We start from the raw sequence: 15,986 nt of genomic DNA, 5'->3' as shown, positions 1-15,986 counted from the left end.
CAGCCTTTTACATGCCCTCGGCGCCGCGCGATATCGCCGCGAGGCCAGTGCGCACGACTTCCACCAGCCCGAGCGGCACCATCAGCGAGATGAAGCTGTCGATCTTGGATGGCTTGCCGGTCACCTCGAACACGAAGCTCTCGGTCGTCGCATCGACGATCTGCGCCCGGAACGCATCGGCCAGCCGCAGTGCCTCGGCGCGCGGCTCGCCCGAGCCCGCCACCTTGATCAAAGCCAGTTCGCGCTCCAGCGATTTGCCCTCGGCGGTCAGGTCATGCACCCGGTGGACCGGGATCAGCCGCTCGAGCTGCAGCTTGATCTGCGCCAGCGTCTTGGGCGTCGCCACCGTCACCACGGTGATCCGCGACAGGCCCTTGTCGTGCTCGGTCTCTGAGACAGTCAGGCTATCAATATTGTAGCCGCGCGCCGAGAACAGCCCGACCACCCGGGCGAGAATGCCCGGCTCGTTGTCGACCAGCACCGAAAGCGTGTGCCGCTCCGGCGTCTGCGACTCCGGTGCGAGGAAGTAGGCCGATCCGCTCGGCTGAAGGTGTGCGTTCATCGTCTCTCTCCTCAGACCAGCTGGCGTCCCTTGGCGTCGATCACGGCGCCAATGTCGTCGGTGAAGTCGGGCAGGATCATCTCGTTGTGCGGCTTACCCGACGGGATCATCGGCAGGCAGTTCTCGTGCTTTTCAACGAGGCAGTCGAACAGCACCGGACCGTCGTAGTCGAGCATCTCGGCGATGGCCGCATCGAGCTTTGCCGGATCATCGCACTTGATGCCCTTGGCGCCATAGGCCTCGGCCAGCCTGACGAAATCGGGCAGGCTTTCCGAGTAGCTGTGAGCGTAGCGGCTGCCGTGCAGCAAATCCTGCCACTGGCGGACCATGCCCATGCGCTCATTGTTGAGGATGAAGATCTTGATCGGCAGCCGGTACTGCACCGCCGTCGAAATCTCCTGCATGGTCATCTGCACCGAGGCTTCGCCGGCGATGTCGATCACCAGCGCATCCGGGTGCGCAACCTGCACCCCGACCGCGGCCGGCAGCCCATAGCCCATCGTCCCGAGACCGCCCGAGGTCATCCAGTGGTTGGGCTGCTCGAAATGGAAATGCTGCGCCGCCCACATCTGGTGCTGGCCGACTTCCGTCGTGATGTAGACCTCACGCCCCTTGGTGGCGGCGTAGAGACGCTGGATCGCGTGCTGCGGCTTGATCGTGGTGTCGGAGTTCTTGAAGCCGAGCGAATTTCGGGCGCGCCAGCCCTCGATCTGCTTCCACCACGGCGCGATCGCCTCGGTCCGCGGCTGGTTGGTCTTGGAGCGCCAGATGCGGACCATCTCCTCGAGCACCAGCCCGCAATCGCCGACGATGGGCAGGTCGATGCGGACGTTCTTGTTGATCGAGCTCGGATCGATATCGACGTGGATCTTGGTCGAGCCCGGCGAGAACGCATCGATGCGGCCGGTGATGCGGTCGTCGAAACGCGCACCGATGTTGATCATCAGGTCGCAGTCATGCATCGCCATGTTGGCTTCGTAGGTGCCGTGCATGCCCAGCATGCCCATCCACTGCGGGTTCGAGCCGGGGAACGAGCCCAGCCCCATCAGCGTCGAGGTCACCGGAAAGCCGGTCAGTTCCGCCAGCTCGCGCAGCTTCTCACTCGCTTCCGGACCGGAATTGACCACGCCACCACCGGTGTAGAAGATCGGCCGCTCGGCGCGCAGCATCAGGTCCACCGCCGCTGCGATGGCGGCCGCGTCGCCGGACGTGGCCGGGTGATAGCTCTTGTGGCGGCTGACACCGACCTCGTCACGACCGAGATAGGTGCCCATCGCGAACTGGACATCCTTGGGGATATCGACCAGCACCGGGCCGGGGCGACCGGAACTCGCGACATGGAACGCCTCGTGCAGCACGCGCGCCAGATCGTTGACGTTCTTGACCAGATAATTGTGCTTGGTGCAGGAGCGGGTGATGCCGACCGTATCGCATTCCTGGAACGCGTCCGAGCCGATCAGCGGCGTCGGGACCTGTGCCGAGAGCACGACGATCGGGACCGAGTCCATCAGCGCATCGGTCAGCGGGGTGACGACGTTGGTCGCGCCCGGGCCAGACGTCACCAGCACGACTCCAACTTTCCCGGTGGAGCGCGCATAGCCTTCGGCCATGTGGCCGGCGCCCTGCTCGTGGCGGACGAGGATATGCTGCACCTTGTCCTGCTGGAACATCGCATCATAGATCGGCAGCGCGGCGCCGCCCGGATACCCGAAGATGTGCTCCACCCCCTGGTCCACCAGCGCCTGGATCACCATCTCCGCGCCCGTCATCTGTTCGGCCATCTCAGTCACTCCACCCCGGGTATCCCGGTCTTGTCTTCGTTCCACCTCCGCACCGGCCTAAGGAATCGGAGGCAATAAAAAAGGCCCCGTTTGGGACCTGTTTTCGGCGCACCGACTCGTCGCGGGGACTGTTACCCCACGCGCTCGATGCGCCCCGCTACTACGATAAGCTTCTGCACGGATGTGCTCCGGACGTTAGGTGCGCGTTTATGAGCGTGGCGGGGGTGGGTGTCAAGGGGGCGAACTCACGTCCGCTTCGAGCCAAATGCGGTCCTGCTACGCCGCGATCCACTCCCATGCCCCCTCGCTGGGCCTGACTCGTCCGAGGCCTGGGAAAGGCAGATGGTAGGCCATCAGCAGGGTATTGTTCGCGGCCGCTTCGTCCAGCAACCTCCGCCGCGTCTCTACGACCAGCATCGGATCGTAGTCATATTGGGAAACCCAATCGCGAGTGGTGAGGTTTTCGGGTTGGTAGAACAGGTCGGCAACGAAAAGCAGAACGTGACCCTGGCTTTGGATCCGAACCACCGAGTTCCCCGGAGTGTGTCCTGGAGCAGCAATCATGGTGACGCCACCGACGATCTCGGAGAGCTGATCGTCCACCGGGTGCAATATTTCGCCGAGCACCTCCAGGGCCATCGGAGGAACGTCGTTGACCCTCGACCGAAACGCTTCGTCATATAGAGGACTACGCTTGAGGCGGACGGGTTGCTGTCTCCAGAAGCTTACCTCCGAACTCATGATGCTGTGACGTGCCTGAGGAAACGCAGCTTGGTTCCGATCAGCGGCGCCGCCAATATGATCGAAGTCTGCGTGAGTAAGAATGACGGCATCTATCGATGCGGCAGCTACGCCAGCATCCTTCAGCCGGGCAAGTAAGCGGCCGGGATTGCCTGGATCGTGTGATCCCGCGCCGGTGTCGATCAATATGCGCTGCTCGCCTTCCACCAGCAGAACGTTGCGGGCACCACCCTGATCGGTGTCGGCGATAGCGGTGCACTTGAAGTGCCCAATGTCGAATCGTCGGATCGTTTCATGCATGACGGTGCAGCACTCAGCGGACGCGCCTTACCAAACTCAGATAGAAGGTGGATCGATGAACAAACCCCAGTTGCTCGTAGAGCCGGATAGCGGGGGTGTTGCCATCGTCGACCCCCAGAAATGCCACCGACCCAGCGTCGACGATGTCCTGCACAACGGCTGAAACCACAGCCTTAGCCAACCCTCTTCCTCGGTAGTCCGGATGCGTGCAGACCGTTGCGACCTCCGTATACCCCTCCAAACGAAGGCGCTCACCTGCCAACGCGACGAGTTCGTCGCCGTCGAATATCCCGCGAAATCCGCCAAGCTCCATCGCACGGGGACCGAGCGGCCCCGGACGTGCGATGTCCACCAGCGCCAGCATTTTGGAGAAATCGGCAGCGCCAAGTTTGGTGGTCGAAATCGCTCCGTCGGGCGGCGCGGGACGCGCTGATACCATCTGCAGCACCGGCTTGACGTGCAGCACTTCGAGTTCGCCGGAATTCTCGAGCGAAACTGGCGCGATCGCCAGGATCTCCGCTCCCAAAGGAATAGCGGAGGCAAGCGCATGCACATTGGCCCGCGACACCACCTCCAAAGCGGCGACGCTGCCGATATCCGGCGAAAGCAATCTCACTCGGCCCACAGCCCGGCTCTCCGAGGCGAGCGGACCGTTGAGCGCGTTCCAGAGATGATTGTCGAGGGGATGAACACTCATCCTAATCTCTAGCGAGCCGGTAGGTTCGTTCAACCTACGCCACAGCTCCAGTCTCCACCAGTTGACAGTGCCACCCGCTTGAGCGTTCGCCCAGGGCCAAGCGAAAAATTCCTCCCGGCGTCCTCATTTTATCCCCCCACCCCAACCCCCATGCGATAACCCCTCATCCGCGCGCCGAAGCGAAATCATGACGAGTGGTTGGTGCGGGGAGGCTGGGTGAGTGGCGGGTCGCCCCATTCAGGCCGTCCTACGTGCAGGATGGATCGGGAGGAGCAAATGCCGTCCGATCTGCCGTCTGCGTGAGGTCTACCGTTGCCGGTGAGCCAAGGGCCGTGCGTCGCAAGGCAATCCGCGGCGCCTAGGCCTCTCCGCCCTTCGCCCAACTTGCCTCCGCCCCCTCGCGCTGCAAATCTCCGCCCGTTGCGTCCAACGGTCCGCCACGCGACCGAGCTAATACTTAAAGGGATGAGATGACCAAGATCACCGGGATCGAGACGATCCGCACGCGCGCCGATGGCACATGGCTGTTTGTGAAAGTGCTCACCGACCAACCCGGCCTCTACGGCATCGGCTCGGCCAGCGACCACTATCGCGCGCGGGTCGTGCAGGCCGCCGTCGAGACCGTGGCGCCGCTGATCATCGGCCGCGACGCCAGCCGCATCGAGGACATCTGGCAGTCGATCCACACCTCCGCCTACTGGCGCAACGATGCCGTGATGAACACGGTTCAGGCCGGCATCGACATGGCACTGTGGGACATCAAGGGCAAGGAAGCCGGCATGCCGGTCTATCAGCTCCTCGGCGGCAAGACCCGCAGCGCCGTCGCGGCCTACGCCCATGCGGCCGGCAACTCCCTGACCGAGCTCGAGGACGATGTCCGCAAGTACTGGGAGGAAGGCTACACCGTCATCCGCTGCCAGCTCGGCAATTATGGCGGCGGCGGCTTCCTCGATCGCGAGAATGCCCGTGGGCCCAAGAACCACTGGCCGCAGGACAAGGCCTTCGACGACGACGCCTATCTCCAGGCCATCCCCGAGGCGTTCGCCCACCTGCGGGACAAACTCGGCTGGGGCCCGAAATTCACCCACGACGTGCACGAGCACCTCGCCCCGAACAATGCGGTGCAACTGGCCAAACTGCTCGAGCCCTATCGTCTGTTCTTCCTCGAGGACCTGCTCTCGCCCGAGCAGGTGCAATGGTATCGCCTCGTCCGCCAGCAATGCGCCACACCACAAGCCATGGGCGAGCTGTTCATCAACCCGCACGAGTATCTGCCGCTGATCACCGAGCGGCTGATCGATTTCGTCCGCGTCCGCATCTCCAAGGGCGGCGGCATCACCAATGCGCGCAAGATCGCGACGCTGTGCGAATGGTTCGGCGTCCAGACCGCCTGGCAGGAAGGGGGCGACAACGACCCGGTCAACCAGATGGCCGCCATGCATGTCGACCTCGCCTCGACCGCCTTCGGCATCCAGGAAGAGAACAACTTCAAGCCCGAGGAGTACGACCTCTTCCCCGGCCACGCCCTGCTCGAAGCCGGCTATCTCTACGCCAACGACCAGCCCGGCCTCGGCATCGACATCGATGTGAAGAAGGCCGAAGCCCTGCTCGATCCGGAAAAGGCCAGGAAGTCCTACTACATGGCCGAAGACCGCCGCCGCGACGGCAGCATCGTGCGGCCCTGACCTAGGGCGCGGCCGGCTCCCCAGCTCGGCCGCGCGTCCGTTCCTCGATCCGGGCCCGGTTGAGCGCCACCGCTTCCGGCGTCGGCTCCCACTCGCCGCACCACTCGGCCGGAATCTCCGCTACCAGCAGATGCACTTCCGCGAATGTCGGCTGATAGCCGCGCCGCCACATCTCCTCGACCAGCGCGGCCTGCCGCCGCGACAAATAGCCGAGCCGCGAATAAAAGAAGCGGATATGCCCCTTGCCCAGCGTGTAAGCGGTCGGATTGCGCGCATCGTCCGGACGCTCACCGCGCAGGATCGCCTGCCGCACCAGGCCAAAGACCCGCGGCAATTCCCTGTACTCGGCGACGAGATGCTTCACCGTCAGTTCGGCAGGCGGCACGCAGTTGATACGGGTCATGATCGTCCGCTTGTGGCTGGACCGGCAGAAACGGCGACCGACGCCGCCGAGTTTCAGGCGGCCGACACCTTCGCGATGAAGGTCCGGATCAGCGCCCCGATCTCGTCGGCCGGCAGCCCGTAGCGGCTGCCCGCGTCCGCAATGCCCATGTTCCCGCTGATCACGAACGCCCTGAGCCCGGCTTTCGCCAGTGCGGACGCCTGCTCGATGCTGAGCCCGCCGACGACCTGCACCGATGCCACCTTGCCGACCCGCTCGAACACGGCCTGCGCTACATCGGCGAGATAGCTCGAGGCCCAGAGGCCCGGATCGGCGCGCCGCGCATCGAGCTGCAGGTGCAGGCCCACCCCGTCCATGCCGGCCTCCACCATGCTCTCCGCCACATCGACCGCGACCGATGCCGGCCCCTGCAGCGGCAGGAGGATGTCGGCGAAAGCCAGCCGCGGCACATCTGCATAGCGCTGCCGATACTCGTCTCGCACTGCAGCGACAGCTTTGGCGCTCGGCACGCCCGCCGCCGCGAGGAAGTCGATGATGTTGCCGCCGCCCTCGTAGACGGTGCGGGCCTCGAAGCCGCCGCCGTCCATCGTCTTCATGTCGGCCAGCAGCAACGCCTTGGGGAAGCGCTGCCGGAACACCGGCACGACGTTCCGCACGCCCTCGTACTTGCAGAGTGGCGTCCCGATCTCGACGAGCGTGATCCCGGCATCGAGCGCAGCCTGCGCCACCGTGAGCCCCTGCGGGATGTTGTCGACATCCACCGAGATCTGGAACGTGTACTCGGTGCGCAACCGATCGAGCACGCGCGCGGACGCGGGATGCGAGGCAGTCATGGCTGAGAATCCTCCGGCGCGGCGGGTTGCTGTTATACCACGCTCCCCGGACGGTGCCGTCGGCAGCCAATCCCGTCAAGCCGACGAAGGGCGCAGGCGCCCTTCAACGGGACCTACTGCAGCATCGGCTTCTTGAGATAGGCGTTCCGGTCGGCGGATTTCACGCGCACCCAGTTCTCGCGGCCCTCGCGGACGATCCGCATCGGCACTTCCGAGCCGGCCGGACCGCTATCCCAGAGTTTGCGGTAGAAATCGGCCAGCCCTTCCACGGCGCCATCGCGCACGTCGGAAATGATGTCGCCGCGCTGGATACCGGCCTTGTCCGCCGGCCCGCCGTCCGAAACGCTCATCACCACCACTTCGCCGTCGCTCTCAGCCGAGAACACGCCCAGCCACGGGCGCGGCGGCCCCTCGACGCCACCGCGGGTCAGCAGTTCATCGAGGATGGGCGGCAGGAGGTCGATCGGCACGGCCATGTTGATATCGGCAACATCGCCATTACGCGACATCTGCAGCCGCAGCGAGCCGATACCGATCAGTTTGCCTTCGGCATCGATCAGCCCGGCGCCGCCCCAGGACGGGTGAGCCGGCGCAATGAAGATCGCCTCGTCGAGCAAGTATTCCCAGTAGCCGGCGAATTCCTGCTTGGCGACGATCGAGGCCCGCACCGAGCGCCCCTGCCCGTCTGCGAACACCACGGAATCGCCGAGGTCGGTCTTGGAGGATTTGCCCAGCTCCAGTGCCGGCAGGTCGAGCGGCATCAGCGCCTGCACGAGGCCGAAGCCGGTGGTCTGGTCATAGGCCACCGGATGCGCCGGGATCTGCCGGCCGTCGTGAGTGCCGAGCCACACTTCCTCGGCCTCGGTGATGAGATAGCCGATGGTCAGCACCAGGCCGCTCTCGCGGATTACCACGCCGCTGCCTTCGCGGACGGTGCCAAGTGCTTGTGCGGTAAAGGCATCGTCGGGGACGTTCGCACGCAGCGTGACGATGGAGGGCAGGATCGGATCAAAGGTCATGGGAGCCTCCTCTAGCGGAGTATGGGCCGCCCGGACCACGCGGGTCCAGCGCTGCCACCGGAAATCCCCCAACACGTAGGCGTCCGTCGCCCCGCCGACAAGCACCCTTCCCGCACCACCCGCGACCGCAGATCTGCCCTGCGCCGAAGCGGTGTCTTGCGACGCTCCGATTAGCTGAACCTTAACCGGGGCATAGGACAGTGCAGGAAGCGCGTACTGCACCGATCCTGCCATTTGGCAGCAGCGTCCGGAGCGATGTTGAAGGTGTCTCGCAGAAGCGGGTTTTGTTGGGTTTCCGGGCATCGGCCAGTCGCGACGGCCATTGCATCCGGGACCAGGTGTTAGTTCGGGGCCAGGCGCCGCATGCGTGTTATTATCGGTGTTGTCGTTATCTTCGCCAGCGTCATCGGCGGCTACATCGCGATGGGTGGGCACCTCGAGGTGCTGATGCAGCCCTTCGAGGCTGTCATCATCCTCGGCGCTGCTTTCGGTGCATATATCATCGGCAATACCGGCCCGGTCCTTAAGCAGACCGGCAGCATTTTCGGCATCCTGTTCCGTGGTCCGAGGTACACCAAGGAAGCCTATGTCGAGCTGCTCGGGCTGCAGTATACGCTGTTCAAGCTGGTGCAGGCCAAAGGCGTCCTCGCCCTCGAGCAGCACATCGAAAATCCAGAGGAATCCTCAATCTTCACGCGCTTCCCGATGTTCATGAAGAACCATCACGCCGTGGTTTTCATGTGCGACTACCTGCGCATGGTGACGCTGGGCACCAACGTCGTCCACGAGATGGAATCCTTGATGGACGAGGAACTCGAAACCCACCACCAGGAAAACGACCGCCTCGTCGGTGCCGTACAGTCGCTTGCCGACGGTACGCCGGCCCTCGGCATCGTCGCGGCCGTGCTCGGCGTGATCAAGACCATGGGCTCGATCAGCGAGCCGCCCGAAGTGCTCGGCCACATGATCGGCGGCGCGCTCGTCGGCACCTTCCTCGGCGTGTTCGTCGCCTACGGCTTCTTCGGCCCCATGGCCCAGTCGCTCAAGAACATCTTCGACGCCGAGGCCAAGTACTTCCTCTCGATGAAGGTGGGGCTGCTCGCCCACATGTCCGGCTACGCTCCCTCCATCGCCATCGAGTTCGCCCGCAAGGCGCTGATGAGTGAAGTGCGTCCGACCTTCGCGGAGATCGACGAGGCCACGGCCAACCTGCCTGCCCTCACCTGAGGACCTGAACCATGGCCAACGGCAATCTCCAGCCGATCATCATCAAGCGGGTCAAGAAGGCTACCCATGCCCATCACGGCGGCGCCTGGAAGATCGCCTATGCCGACTTCGTGACGGCCATGATGGCCTTCTTCCTGCTGCTCTGGCTCATCAGCATGACGACGCCTGAGCAGAAGAAGGGCCTCGCCGATTACTTCGCCCCGCCCAATGTCAGTGAGAGCCCGAGCGGCGCCGGTGGCGTCATGGGTGGCCAGGCCCTCGCCGAAGAGGGCGCCAAGATCCGCCAGGAAGCGAGCAAGGATGCGCTGACTGCTCCCGAGAGCAGCGAAGCCGGCCCACAAGCCGAAGCGCGCGGTGGCACGGACGAGGACGGCGGCAACGACAAGGCCGCGATGCTGGCCTCGACCGTCCCCATGCAGTCCAAGTACAACAAGGACTTCCACAGCGCCGCCGCCAGCATCAAGCAGGCCTGGCAGGCCAACCCGGACCTGACGACCGTCGCCGACAGCCTTCTCGTCGAGGAGACCGAGGAAGGCCTCAACATCCAGATCGTCGACCAGGAAGGCCGGCCGATGTTCCCCGAGGGATCGAAATATCCCTACGAGACAACACGCAAGGCCATCGCCGACCTCGCCCCGATCCTCCAGAAGCTGTCCAGCCAGATCGAAATCTCGGGTCATACCGCCGCCGGCGCCGCCTATCCCAACCCGCGCTATGGCGCCTGGGAACTCTCGTCCGACCGCGCCAATGCCGCCCGCTCCATCCTCGGTGAGTTCGGCCTCTCCGACGATCGCATCCACTCGGTGATCGGCCAGGCTGCCGCGGACCCGCTGTTTCCCAACGATCCCTACCTCGCCGGCAATGGCCGCGTGCAGATCGTCGTGAAATACGAGGCACCGCCAGTCCCAGCAGGCCTCAAGCCCTGATTAAACGAAAACGGCCCGGCAACCTGCCGGGCCATACCTCAATTCGCTCGAGCGTTTCAGCCGCGCGGCGAGCATTCCGCAATGTAGCGACGGCCGTTGCGGTCTTCCCACACGCACTTGGTCGGGTCGCGGTCGTAGCGACCGATGAGTTCGCCCGCCACGGCACCGGTGATCCCGCCGATTGCGGCACCGGCAGCGGCGCCGCCGACTGTACCGGTGGTTACGCCACCGATCACGGCACCTGCGATCGCGCCGGTGCTTGCAGCCCTTTCGGTGGTCGAACAGGCAGCGAGCGACAACGACGCGGTCAGCACCACGGCGATGGACAGAATTTTACGCATGAATAATCCCTCCGGGAGGTTTGGTTACGCGAGCCCGAGAGCCGAAATGCGGGGAACGTCAAATGGTTCCCGAGCTTGAGAGCCTGGCGCGATTGGGCTATGGCTCCCGCCCGCGATTGGAATACCGAAGATGGATGAGCCTCACGCGATGCCGACTATCGGCGTCGATACCCGCGTCTCTTCCTCAGGCTGGGCTGACGAGCTCCGGGCCAGCTTCGCGCTGGCCTGGCCGTTGATCGTTGCGCAGCTCGCCCAGAACCTGCTGTTCACCACCGACGTCGTGCTGATGGGCTGGCTCGGCCCGCAATACCTCGCCGCGGGCACGCTCGCCGGCGCCTTCCTCATCCCGTTCCAGTTGACTGGTGTCGGCATCGTCGGCGCCGTAGCGCCGCTCGTTGCCCAGGCTCGCGGTCGCGGCGACACCAAGGCCGTGCGCCGCATCGTGCGGCAGGGCTTCTGGGTGGCCATTGCCGTCGCTACCCTGCTGATCCCCATCGTTCTCAGCATCCGGCCGATCTATCTCGCGCTCGGGCAGGACCCGCACACTACGGAACTGGCCGAATCCTACATGCAGGCCGGGTTCTGGATGCTCTACCCCGTTCTCGGCATCATGGTCGTGCGCTCGTTCCTCTCCGCCTTTGCCGCGACCCGGGTCATCCTGCTCGTCACCATCATCGGCGTCATCGCCAATGCCGCCCTCGCCTACGCGCTGATCTTCGGCCATTTCGGCTTTCCGCGCCTCGAACTGCGCGGCGCGGCGATCGCCACCGGCCTTGTGAACGTCATCATGTTCCTGGCCCTGCTCGGCTATGTCGTGACGCACAGGAAGCTGAAGCGCTTCCACATCCTTGCCCGCTTCCACAAGCCCGATTGGCAGCGCTTCTTCGAAATCCTGCGTGTCGGCCTGCCGATCGGCCTGACCGTCGCCGCCGAAGTCGGGTTGTTCTCGGTCGCGGCTATCCTCATGGGCCGCCTCGGCACCAACGAGACGGCGGCACATGCCGTGGCACTGCAGCTCGCCTCCATGGCCTTCATGGTCCCGCTCGGCCTCGGCATGGCCGCGACGGTCCGCGTCGGCCTCGCCTATGGTCGTGGCGATGCCGAAGGCGTCCGCAAGGCGGCCTGGACCGCCATCGCGCTGGGTGTCGGCTTCATGACCCTGACCGCGTCGCTGTTCCTGATCATCCCGAATACGATGGTGGCCCTGTTCCTCGACAGCCAGAACCCGGACAATGCCACCGCGCTGATGCTTGCAGCGGGCTATCTCGGTATCGCCGGCCTGTTCCAGCTCGCCGACGGCGCCCAGGTTGTTGCCGCCCACGCCCTGCGCGGCCTGAGCGACACACGGATCCCGAGTTTCCTCGCCATCCTCGGCTACTGGTTCGTCGGCCTGCCCACCGCCTACGTGCTCGGTTTTGTCCTGAACTGGCGCGGCACCGGCATCTGGCTTGGTCTCGCCACCGGCCTTGCCTTCGTCGCCGTCCTGCTGCTTGCCCGCTTCGCCATGCGTCAGCGCCTCGGCCTGCTCAAGGGTATCGCGGCTACGGCGTAATCCAGTTCCAATCGCTCATCCGGTTACGATACCAGGTGCGCTGGCGCTTGGCATATTGCCGGGTAGCGATCACTGCGCGCTCGATCGCCTCGTCTTCCTCGATCTCGCCGCGCAGCATGGCCGCGATCTCCGGTACCCCGATCGCCTTCATCGCCGGGAGGCTCGGATCGAGATCGAGAGCCAATAGCGCCTCAACCTCCTCGGCGGCCCCATGCGCGAACATCGCCTCGAACCGTCGCGCGATCCGTCCCCGCAACACGTCGCGATCCGGGTTGAGCACCATGCGCTCGATCTCGAACCCATCGAGCAATCCGGCCTGCGCTTCGTCCTGAAAGCTTGCTAGCGACCGCCCTGTCGCATTCAGCACCGCCAGCGCCCGGATCACCCGCTGCGGGTCGGGCGCCTTGAGCCGCGCCGCGACTACCGGATCCCGCGCGGCAATCAGCCGCCCGCGCGCCTCCCGATCGAGCCCCGCTACGTCCGCCTCGGCAGCCGCGACCGCCTCCGGCGGCACTTCCGGTACGTCGGCAAACCCGGTGGTCAGCGCCTCGAAGTAGAGTCCGGTGCCACCGACGAAGATCAACGTCCGGTCGCCCTCTTCCGCAATGATCTGGGCCGCCGCCCGCGCCCATCCGCCAGTCGAAAATCGTACCGAAGGAGCCACCACGCCGTAAAGCCGATGCGGCACCCCGGCCATCTCGATCTCCGAGGGCCGGGCCGTCAGCAAGCGCAAGACCTCGTAGACCTGCAGCGCGTCGGTGTTGACGACGACACCCCCCTGCTCGCGCGCAATCTCCAGAGCCAGCGCCGACTTGCCGCTGGCAGTCGGACCCGCTATCAACACCGCTCGCTTTTCCGGGCCTTTGGCCATTCCTCTCAGGCGTCCCCCACCGTTCCCATGACAATTCTCTGCCTCATCGCCAACCCGGCCGATCCCGCGCTTGACTCGACCCTGGTCGCGGCGATCCAGCACGAGACGGGTGGCGAGATCAACTGGCTGCACCAGCGCATCGCCTGCGAGATCCACTCTCCCAAGGCGCAGGCGCCGGTCGGCGTCGCCCGCAACGTGATTGGCCGGCGCGCCGTCGATGCCGCGCTCGTCTCGTCGGAAGGCCGCCGCAAGCAGGTGCTCGTCGCCGACATGGATTCGACCATGATCGAGCAGGAATGCATCGATGAGCTCGCCGACGCGGTCGGCATCAAGGCAGAGGTCGCCGCCATCACCGAGCGCGCCATGAACGGTGAGCTCGATTTCGAGCAGGCGCTGCGCACCCGTGTCGGCCTGATCAAGGGCCTCGAGCGCCGCGTCATGGAGGAGATCCGCCGCGAGCGCATCACCCTCGCGCCCGGCGGCCGCGCCCTCATCCACACCATGAAGGCTTACGGCGCCGTGACCTCGTTGGTCTCCGGCGGCTTCACCTTCTTTGCCGACTACTTCGCCAAACGCATCGGCTTCGACGAGGCCATCGCCAATGTGCTCGAGTTCGAAGGCGACCGGCTCACCGGCACGGTGGCGAGCCCCATCGTCGACAAGGCCACCAAGCTCCGTCGCCTGCAGGAACTCGCCGCCGACCGCAACCTGCCCATGTCGGCCACCATGGCCGTCGGCGATGGCGCCAACGATCTCGACATGATCAAGGCCGCCGGCATCGGTGTCGCCCTCCACGCCAAGCCGCATGTCGCGGCGGAGGCCGATGTGACGATCGACCACGGCGACCTCACGGCCCTCCTCTACCTGCAGGGCTACGAGGAAGAGGACATCGTCCGGTGAGGATCGAGACGGACCGGCTCGTCCTCCGCCCCTGGCAGGAGAGCGATCGCGCTCCCCTCGCGAGCGTCCTCGGCGACCCCGAAGTCCGTCGCTTCTATCCCACTGTGCTCACCGTCGAGCAGGCGGGTGCCCAGTTCGATTATGCCCTCGCCCGCCAGGCCGAAGTCGGCTTCCACTTCGGCGCCGCCGAGCTGAAGGCAACCGGCCAGTTCGTCGGCCTCATCGGCCTCGGCTACATCCCGGACGAGACTCGCGCCGCCATTCGCGGCAACCCGGCAATCGAGATCGGCTGGCAGTTCGATCGGTCGGTCTGGGGTCAGGGCCTCGCCCCGGAAGGTGCCCGTGCCCTCCTCGCCTACGGCTTCGGCACCCTTGGCCTCGATGAGATCGTCGCCTTCACCTTCCGCGGCAACCTGCCCAGCCAGCGCGTCATGGAGAAGGCCGGCATGACCCGCGATCCTGCGGCCGACTTCGAGCACCCGCGGCTGGAGCTGGGCCACCCGCTCCGCCCACACGTCGTCTATCGGATAGCGCGTTAGCCCAGTCGCACGGCGATGAACCGGCTGGTCCCGGTTGGATCGGTCACCTTGAACAGCACCGCCGGCCGCCCCGCCTCCTTGGCCTCGCCGACCAGCGCGGTCAGCTCATCCACGGTGCCGATGGCCTTCTGGTTGACCTCGGTGACGATCAGGCCGGGAATGAATCCCTTCTGATAGGCGTCGGTGCCGTTCTTCACGTCGGTCACCACGATCCCGCCCTGCTCCGGCGCGATGCCGAATTCCGACCGCTTCGCGTCATCGAGTGGCGCCACATCGAAGCCCACCATATCAGGCAGTCCGGGCGTGACCGCCTCGACCTCGGCCGTGCTCTCCTCCGGCGTGGGCTCTGCCGGCGGCACCGCTTCAGGCGCCGGCGCCGCCTTGCCGTTATTGCTGGCGATCAACTGCTCGCCGAGTTCGAGCCGCCCAAGCGTCACGTCCAGCGTCTCTTCCTTGCCGTCGCGCAAAATCTTGACCGGCACCGCTTTGCCGACGGCGGTCTCCGCCACCACCCGCGGCAGATCGCGCATGCGCGCAATTGCCTTGCCGTCGAACTCGAGGATGATGTCGCCCTCAACCACCTTACCTTCGGACGGTCCGCCCTTGGTCACATCGATCACCAGCGCCCCCGCCGTGCTGGCAAGGCCGAGGCTCGAAGCGATGTCCTCGCTGACCTCCTGGATGCCCACGCCGAGCCAGCCGCGCCGCGTCTCGCCGAACTCCGCGAGTTGGTCGATCACGGGCTTCGCCAGATTCCCCGGCACGGCGAAGCCGATGCCAAGCGACGAGCCGCCGCGGGCGATGATCGCCGTGTTGATACCAATCACCTTGCCGTCCATGTCGAACAGCGGGCCACCGGAATTACCCTGATTGATCGCCGCGTCGGTCTGGATGAACTGGTCGTACGGCCCCGACTGGATGTCACGGTTGCGCGCCGACACGATGCCGATCGTCACCGAACCGCCCAGCCCGAACGGGTTGCCGATAGCCATGACCCAGTCACCGACCACGGCGCTATCGCTGTTGCCGAACTCGACATAGGGCAGATCATGCCCCGCCTCGACCTTCAGCACCGCAAGATCGGTCTTGGCGTCAGCGCCGATGATCTTGGCCGGCAGTCGCGTGCCGTCGGTCAGGTAGACGTCGATCTCTTCGGCGCCTTCGATCACGTGATTATTGGTGACGACGATGCCGTCAGCGGAAATGATGAACCCCGAGCCGAGGCTCCGCGCCTCCTGCATCTGCTCCTCGCCTAGCCCGTCATTGGGGTTGTGTTCGTTGAAGAATTCCTCGAGTGGCGAGCCGTCCGGCAGGTCCGGGAACGGCACACCGCCGCCACCCGGGACGCGCCGCGACGTGCCGATATTCACCACGGCCGGCGAGAGCTCTTCGGCGAGGCCGGCGACCGACTCCGGTCCCTGCGCCGATGCCGGCGGTACGGCGAGCGTGAGCGCCAGGACCAGAGACACCAATACCCGACCGGCAACACGCATGAACTTCTCCCGACTCACTCCGTCCACGATCAAAGCCTCGATCGGCCGCGGAGCCTCCACAAGAGAACAAGTCCGACCCCGGCGCAAGCCAACGCGGGTGCACGAATGCGCGAAGC

At 65.3% G+C, this 15,986-nt stretch carries 16 protein-coding genes; 6 read left to right on the top strand and 10 right to left on the bottom strand.

Translation table 11 applies throughout. From position 1 onward, the window contains the following. Positions 1–7: 7 nt before the first annotated feature. From ilvN to ACOYW5_RS01515, 4 genes are all read right to left on the bottom strand, one after another. Positions 8–562, bottom strand: a complete 555-nt coding sequence (ilvN, locus tag ACOYW5_RS01530; RefSeq protein ID WP_423067510.1) for an acetolactate synthase small subunit — start codon at positions 560–562, stop codon at positions 8–10. Positions 563–573: 11 nt separating this feature from the next. After that, positions 574–2,343, bottom strand: coding sequence for an acetolactate synthase 3 large subunit (locus ACOYW5_RS01525; protein ID WP_423067509.1), 1,770 nt, complete (start codon positions 2,341–2,343; stop codon positions 574–576). A gap of 276 nt (positions 2,344–2,619) precedes the next feature. Further along, on the bottom strand, positions 2,620–3,384 hold the full coding sequence (locus tag ACOYW5_RS01520; RefSeq protein WP_423067508.1) for an MBL fold metallo-hydrolase: 765 nt from the start codon (positions 3,382–3,384) through the stop codon (positions 2,620–2,622). Positions 3,385–3,397: 13 nt separating this feature from the next. After that, positions 3,398–4,081 (bottom strand): GNAT family N-acetyltransferase, encoded by a 684-nt coding sequence (locus ACOYW5_RS01515; protein WP_423067507.1) that lies wholly within the window; start codon positions 4,079–4,081, stop codon positions 3,398–3,400. A gap of 470 nt (positions 4,082–4,551) precedes the next feature. On the opposite strand from ACOYW5_RS01515, the gene ACOYW5_RS01510 reads away from it, so the two are divergent. Next, positions 4,552–5,766 (top strand): enolase C-terminal domain-like protein, encoded by a 1,215-nt coding sequence (locus tag ACOYW5_RS01510; RefSeq protein ID WP_423067506.1) that lies wholly within the window; start codon positions 4,552–4,554, stop codon positions 5,764–5,766. 1 nt (position 5,767) lies between these two features. Here the strand turns inward: ACOYW5_RS01510 and ACOYW5_RS01505 are convergent, their stop codons facing one another. The 3 genes from ACOYW5_RS01505 to ACOYW5_RS01495 all read right to left on the bottom strand — a co-directional run bounded on the left by ACOYW5_RS01505 (position 5,768) and on the right by ACOYW5_RS01495 (position 8,021). Continuing rightward, positions 5,768–6,169, bottom strand: coding sequence for a pyrimidine dimer DNA glycosylase/endonuclease V (locus tag ACOYW5_RS01505; RefSeq protein ID WP_423067505.1), 402 nt, complete (start codon positions 6,167–6,169; stop codon positions 5,768–5,770). A gap of 53 nt (positions 6,170–6,222) precedes the next feature. Further along, complete coding sequence (locus tag ACOYW5_RS01500) at positions 6,223–7,002, bottom strand: orotidine 5'-phosphate decarboxylase / HUMPS family protein (protein WP_423067504.1); 780 nt, start codon at positions 7,000–7,002, stop codon at positions 6,223–6,225. Between the two features lie 113 nt (positions 7,003–7,115). Beyond that, positions 7,116–8,021 carry a S1C family serine protease gene (locus tag ACOYW5_RS01495; protein ID WP_423067503.1) on the bottom strand — a complete coding sequence of 302 codons (906 nt, stop codon included), beginning with the start codon at positions 8,019–8,021 and terminating at the stop codon, positions 7,116–7,118. Between the two features lie 363 nt (positions 8,022–8,384). Between ACOYW5_RS01495 and motA the strand changes: the two genes are divergently transcribed. Then, positions 8,385–9,248 (top strand): flagellar motor stator protein MotA, encoded by an 864-nt coding sequence (motA, locus tag ACOYW5_RS01490; RefSeq protein WP_423067502.1) that lies wholly within the window; start codon positions 8,385–8,387, stop codon positions 9,246–9,248. A gap of 11 nt (positions 9,249–9,259) precedes the next feature. Further along, positions 9,260–10,174 carry a flagellar motor protein MotB gene (locus tag ACOYW5_RS01485; protein ID WP_423067501.1) on the top strand — a complete coding sequence of 305 codons (915 nt, stop codon included), beginning with the start codon at positions 9,260–9,262 and terminating at the stop codon, positions 10,172–10,174. A gap of 56 nt (positions 10,175–10,230) precedes the next feature. On the opposite strand, the gene ACOYW5_RS01480 is transcribed toward ACOYW5_RS01485, so the two are convergent. Next, positions 10,231–10,515: a glycine zipper domain-containing protein gene (locus ACOYW5_RS01480; protein ID WP_423067500.1), complete on the bottom strand. Its 285-nt coding sequence runs from the start codon at positions 10,513–10,515 to the stop codon at positions 10,231–10,233. 130 nt (positions 10,516–10,645) lie between these two features. Here ACOYW5_RS01480 and ACOYW5_RS01475 point away from each other — a divergent pair, with 130 nt between their 5' ends. Further along, the gene (locus ACOYW5_RS01475) at positions 10,646–12,067 is read left to right on the top strand and encodes an MATE family efflux transporter (protein ID WP_423067499.1); all 1,422 of its coding nucleotides are present in this window, start codon (positions 10,646–10,648) and stop codon (positions 12,065–12,067) included. Here the strand turns inward: ACOYW5_RS01475 and miaA are convergent. Beyond that, positions 12,057–12,938: a tRNA (adenosine(37)-N6)-dimethylallyltransferase MiaA gene (gene miaA / locus ACOYW5_RS01470; protein ID WP_423067498.1), complete on the bottom strand. Its 882-nt coding sequence runs from the start codon at positions 12,936–12,938 to the stop codon at positions 12,057–12,059. The genes ACOYW5_RS01475 and miaA overlap by 11 nt on opposite strands. Before the next feature lie 27 nt (positions 12,939–12,965). Here miaA and serB point away from each other — a divergent pair, with 27 nt between their 5' ends. Next, the gene (serB, locus tag ACOYW5_RS01465; RefSeq protein WP_423067497.1) at positions 12,966–13,838 is read left to right on the top strand and encodes a phosphoserine phosphatase SerB; all 873 of its coding nucleotides are present in this window, start codon (positions 12,966–12,968) and stop codon (positions 13,836–13,838) included. Further along, a complete protein-coding gene (locus ACOYW5_RS01460; protein ID WP_423067496.1) occupies positions 13,835–14,377 on the top strand; it encodes a GNAT family N-acetyltransferase in 543 nt (180 codons plus the stop codon). The genes serB and ACOYW5_RS01460 overlap by 4 nt, the downstream gene beginning before the upstream one ends. Here the strand turns inward: ACOYW5_RS01460 and ACOYW5_RS01455 are convergent. Further along, on the bottom strand, positions 14,374–15,870 hold the full coding sequence (locus ACOYW5_RS01455; RefSeq protein WP_423067495.1) for a Do family serine endopeptidase: 1,497 nt from the start codon (positions 15,868–15,870) through the stop codon (positions 14,374–14,376). The two genes, ACOYW5_RS01460 and ACOYW5_RS01455, sit on opposite strands and share 4 nt — an antisense overlap. Positions 15,871–15,986 lie beyond the last annotated feature (116 nt).

Source organism: Devosia sp. CN2-171 (genome assembly GCF_049354815.1).
GTDB lineage: Bacteria > Pseudomonadota > Alphaproteobacteria > Rhizobiales > Devosiaceae > Devosia_A.
This window is presented reverse-complemented; position numbering and strand designations above follow the sequence as displayed.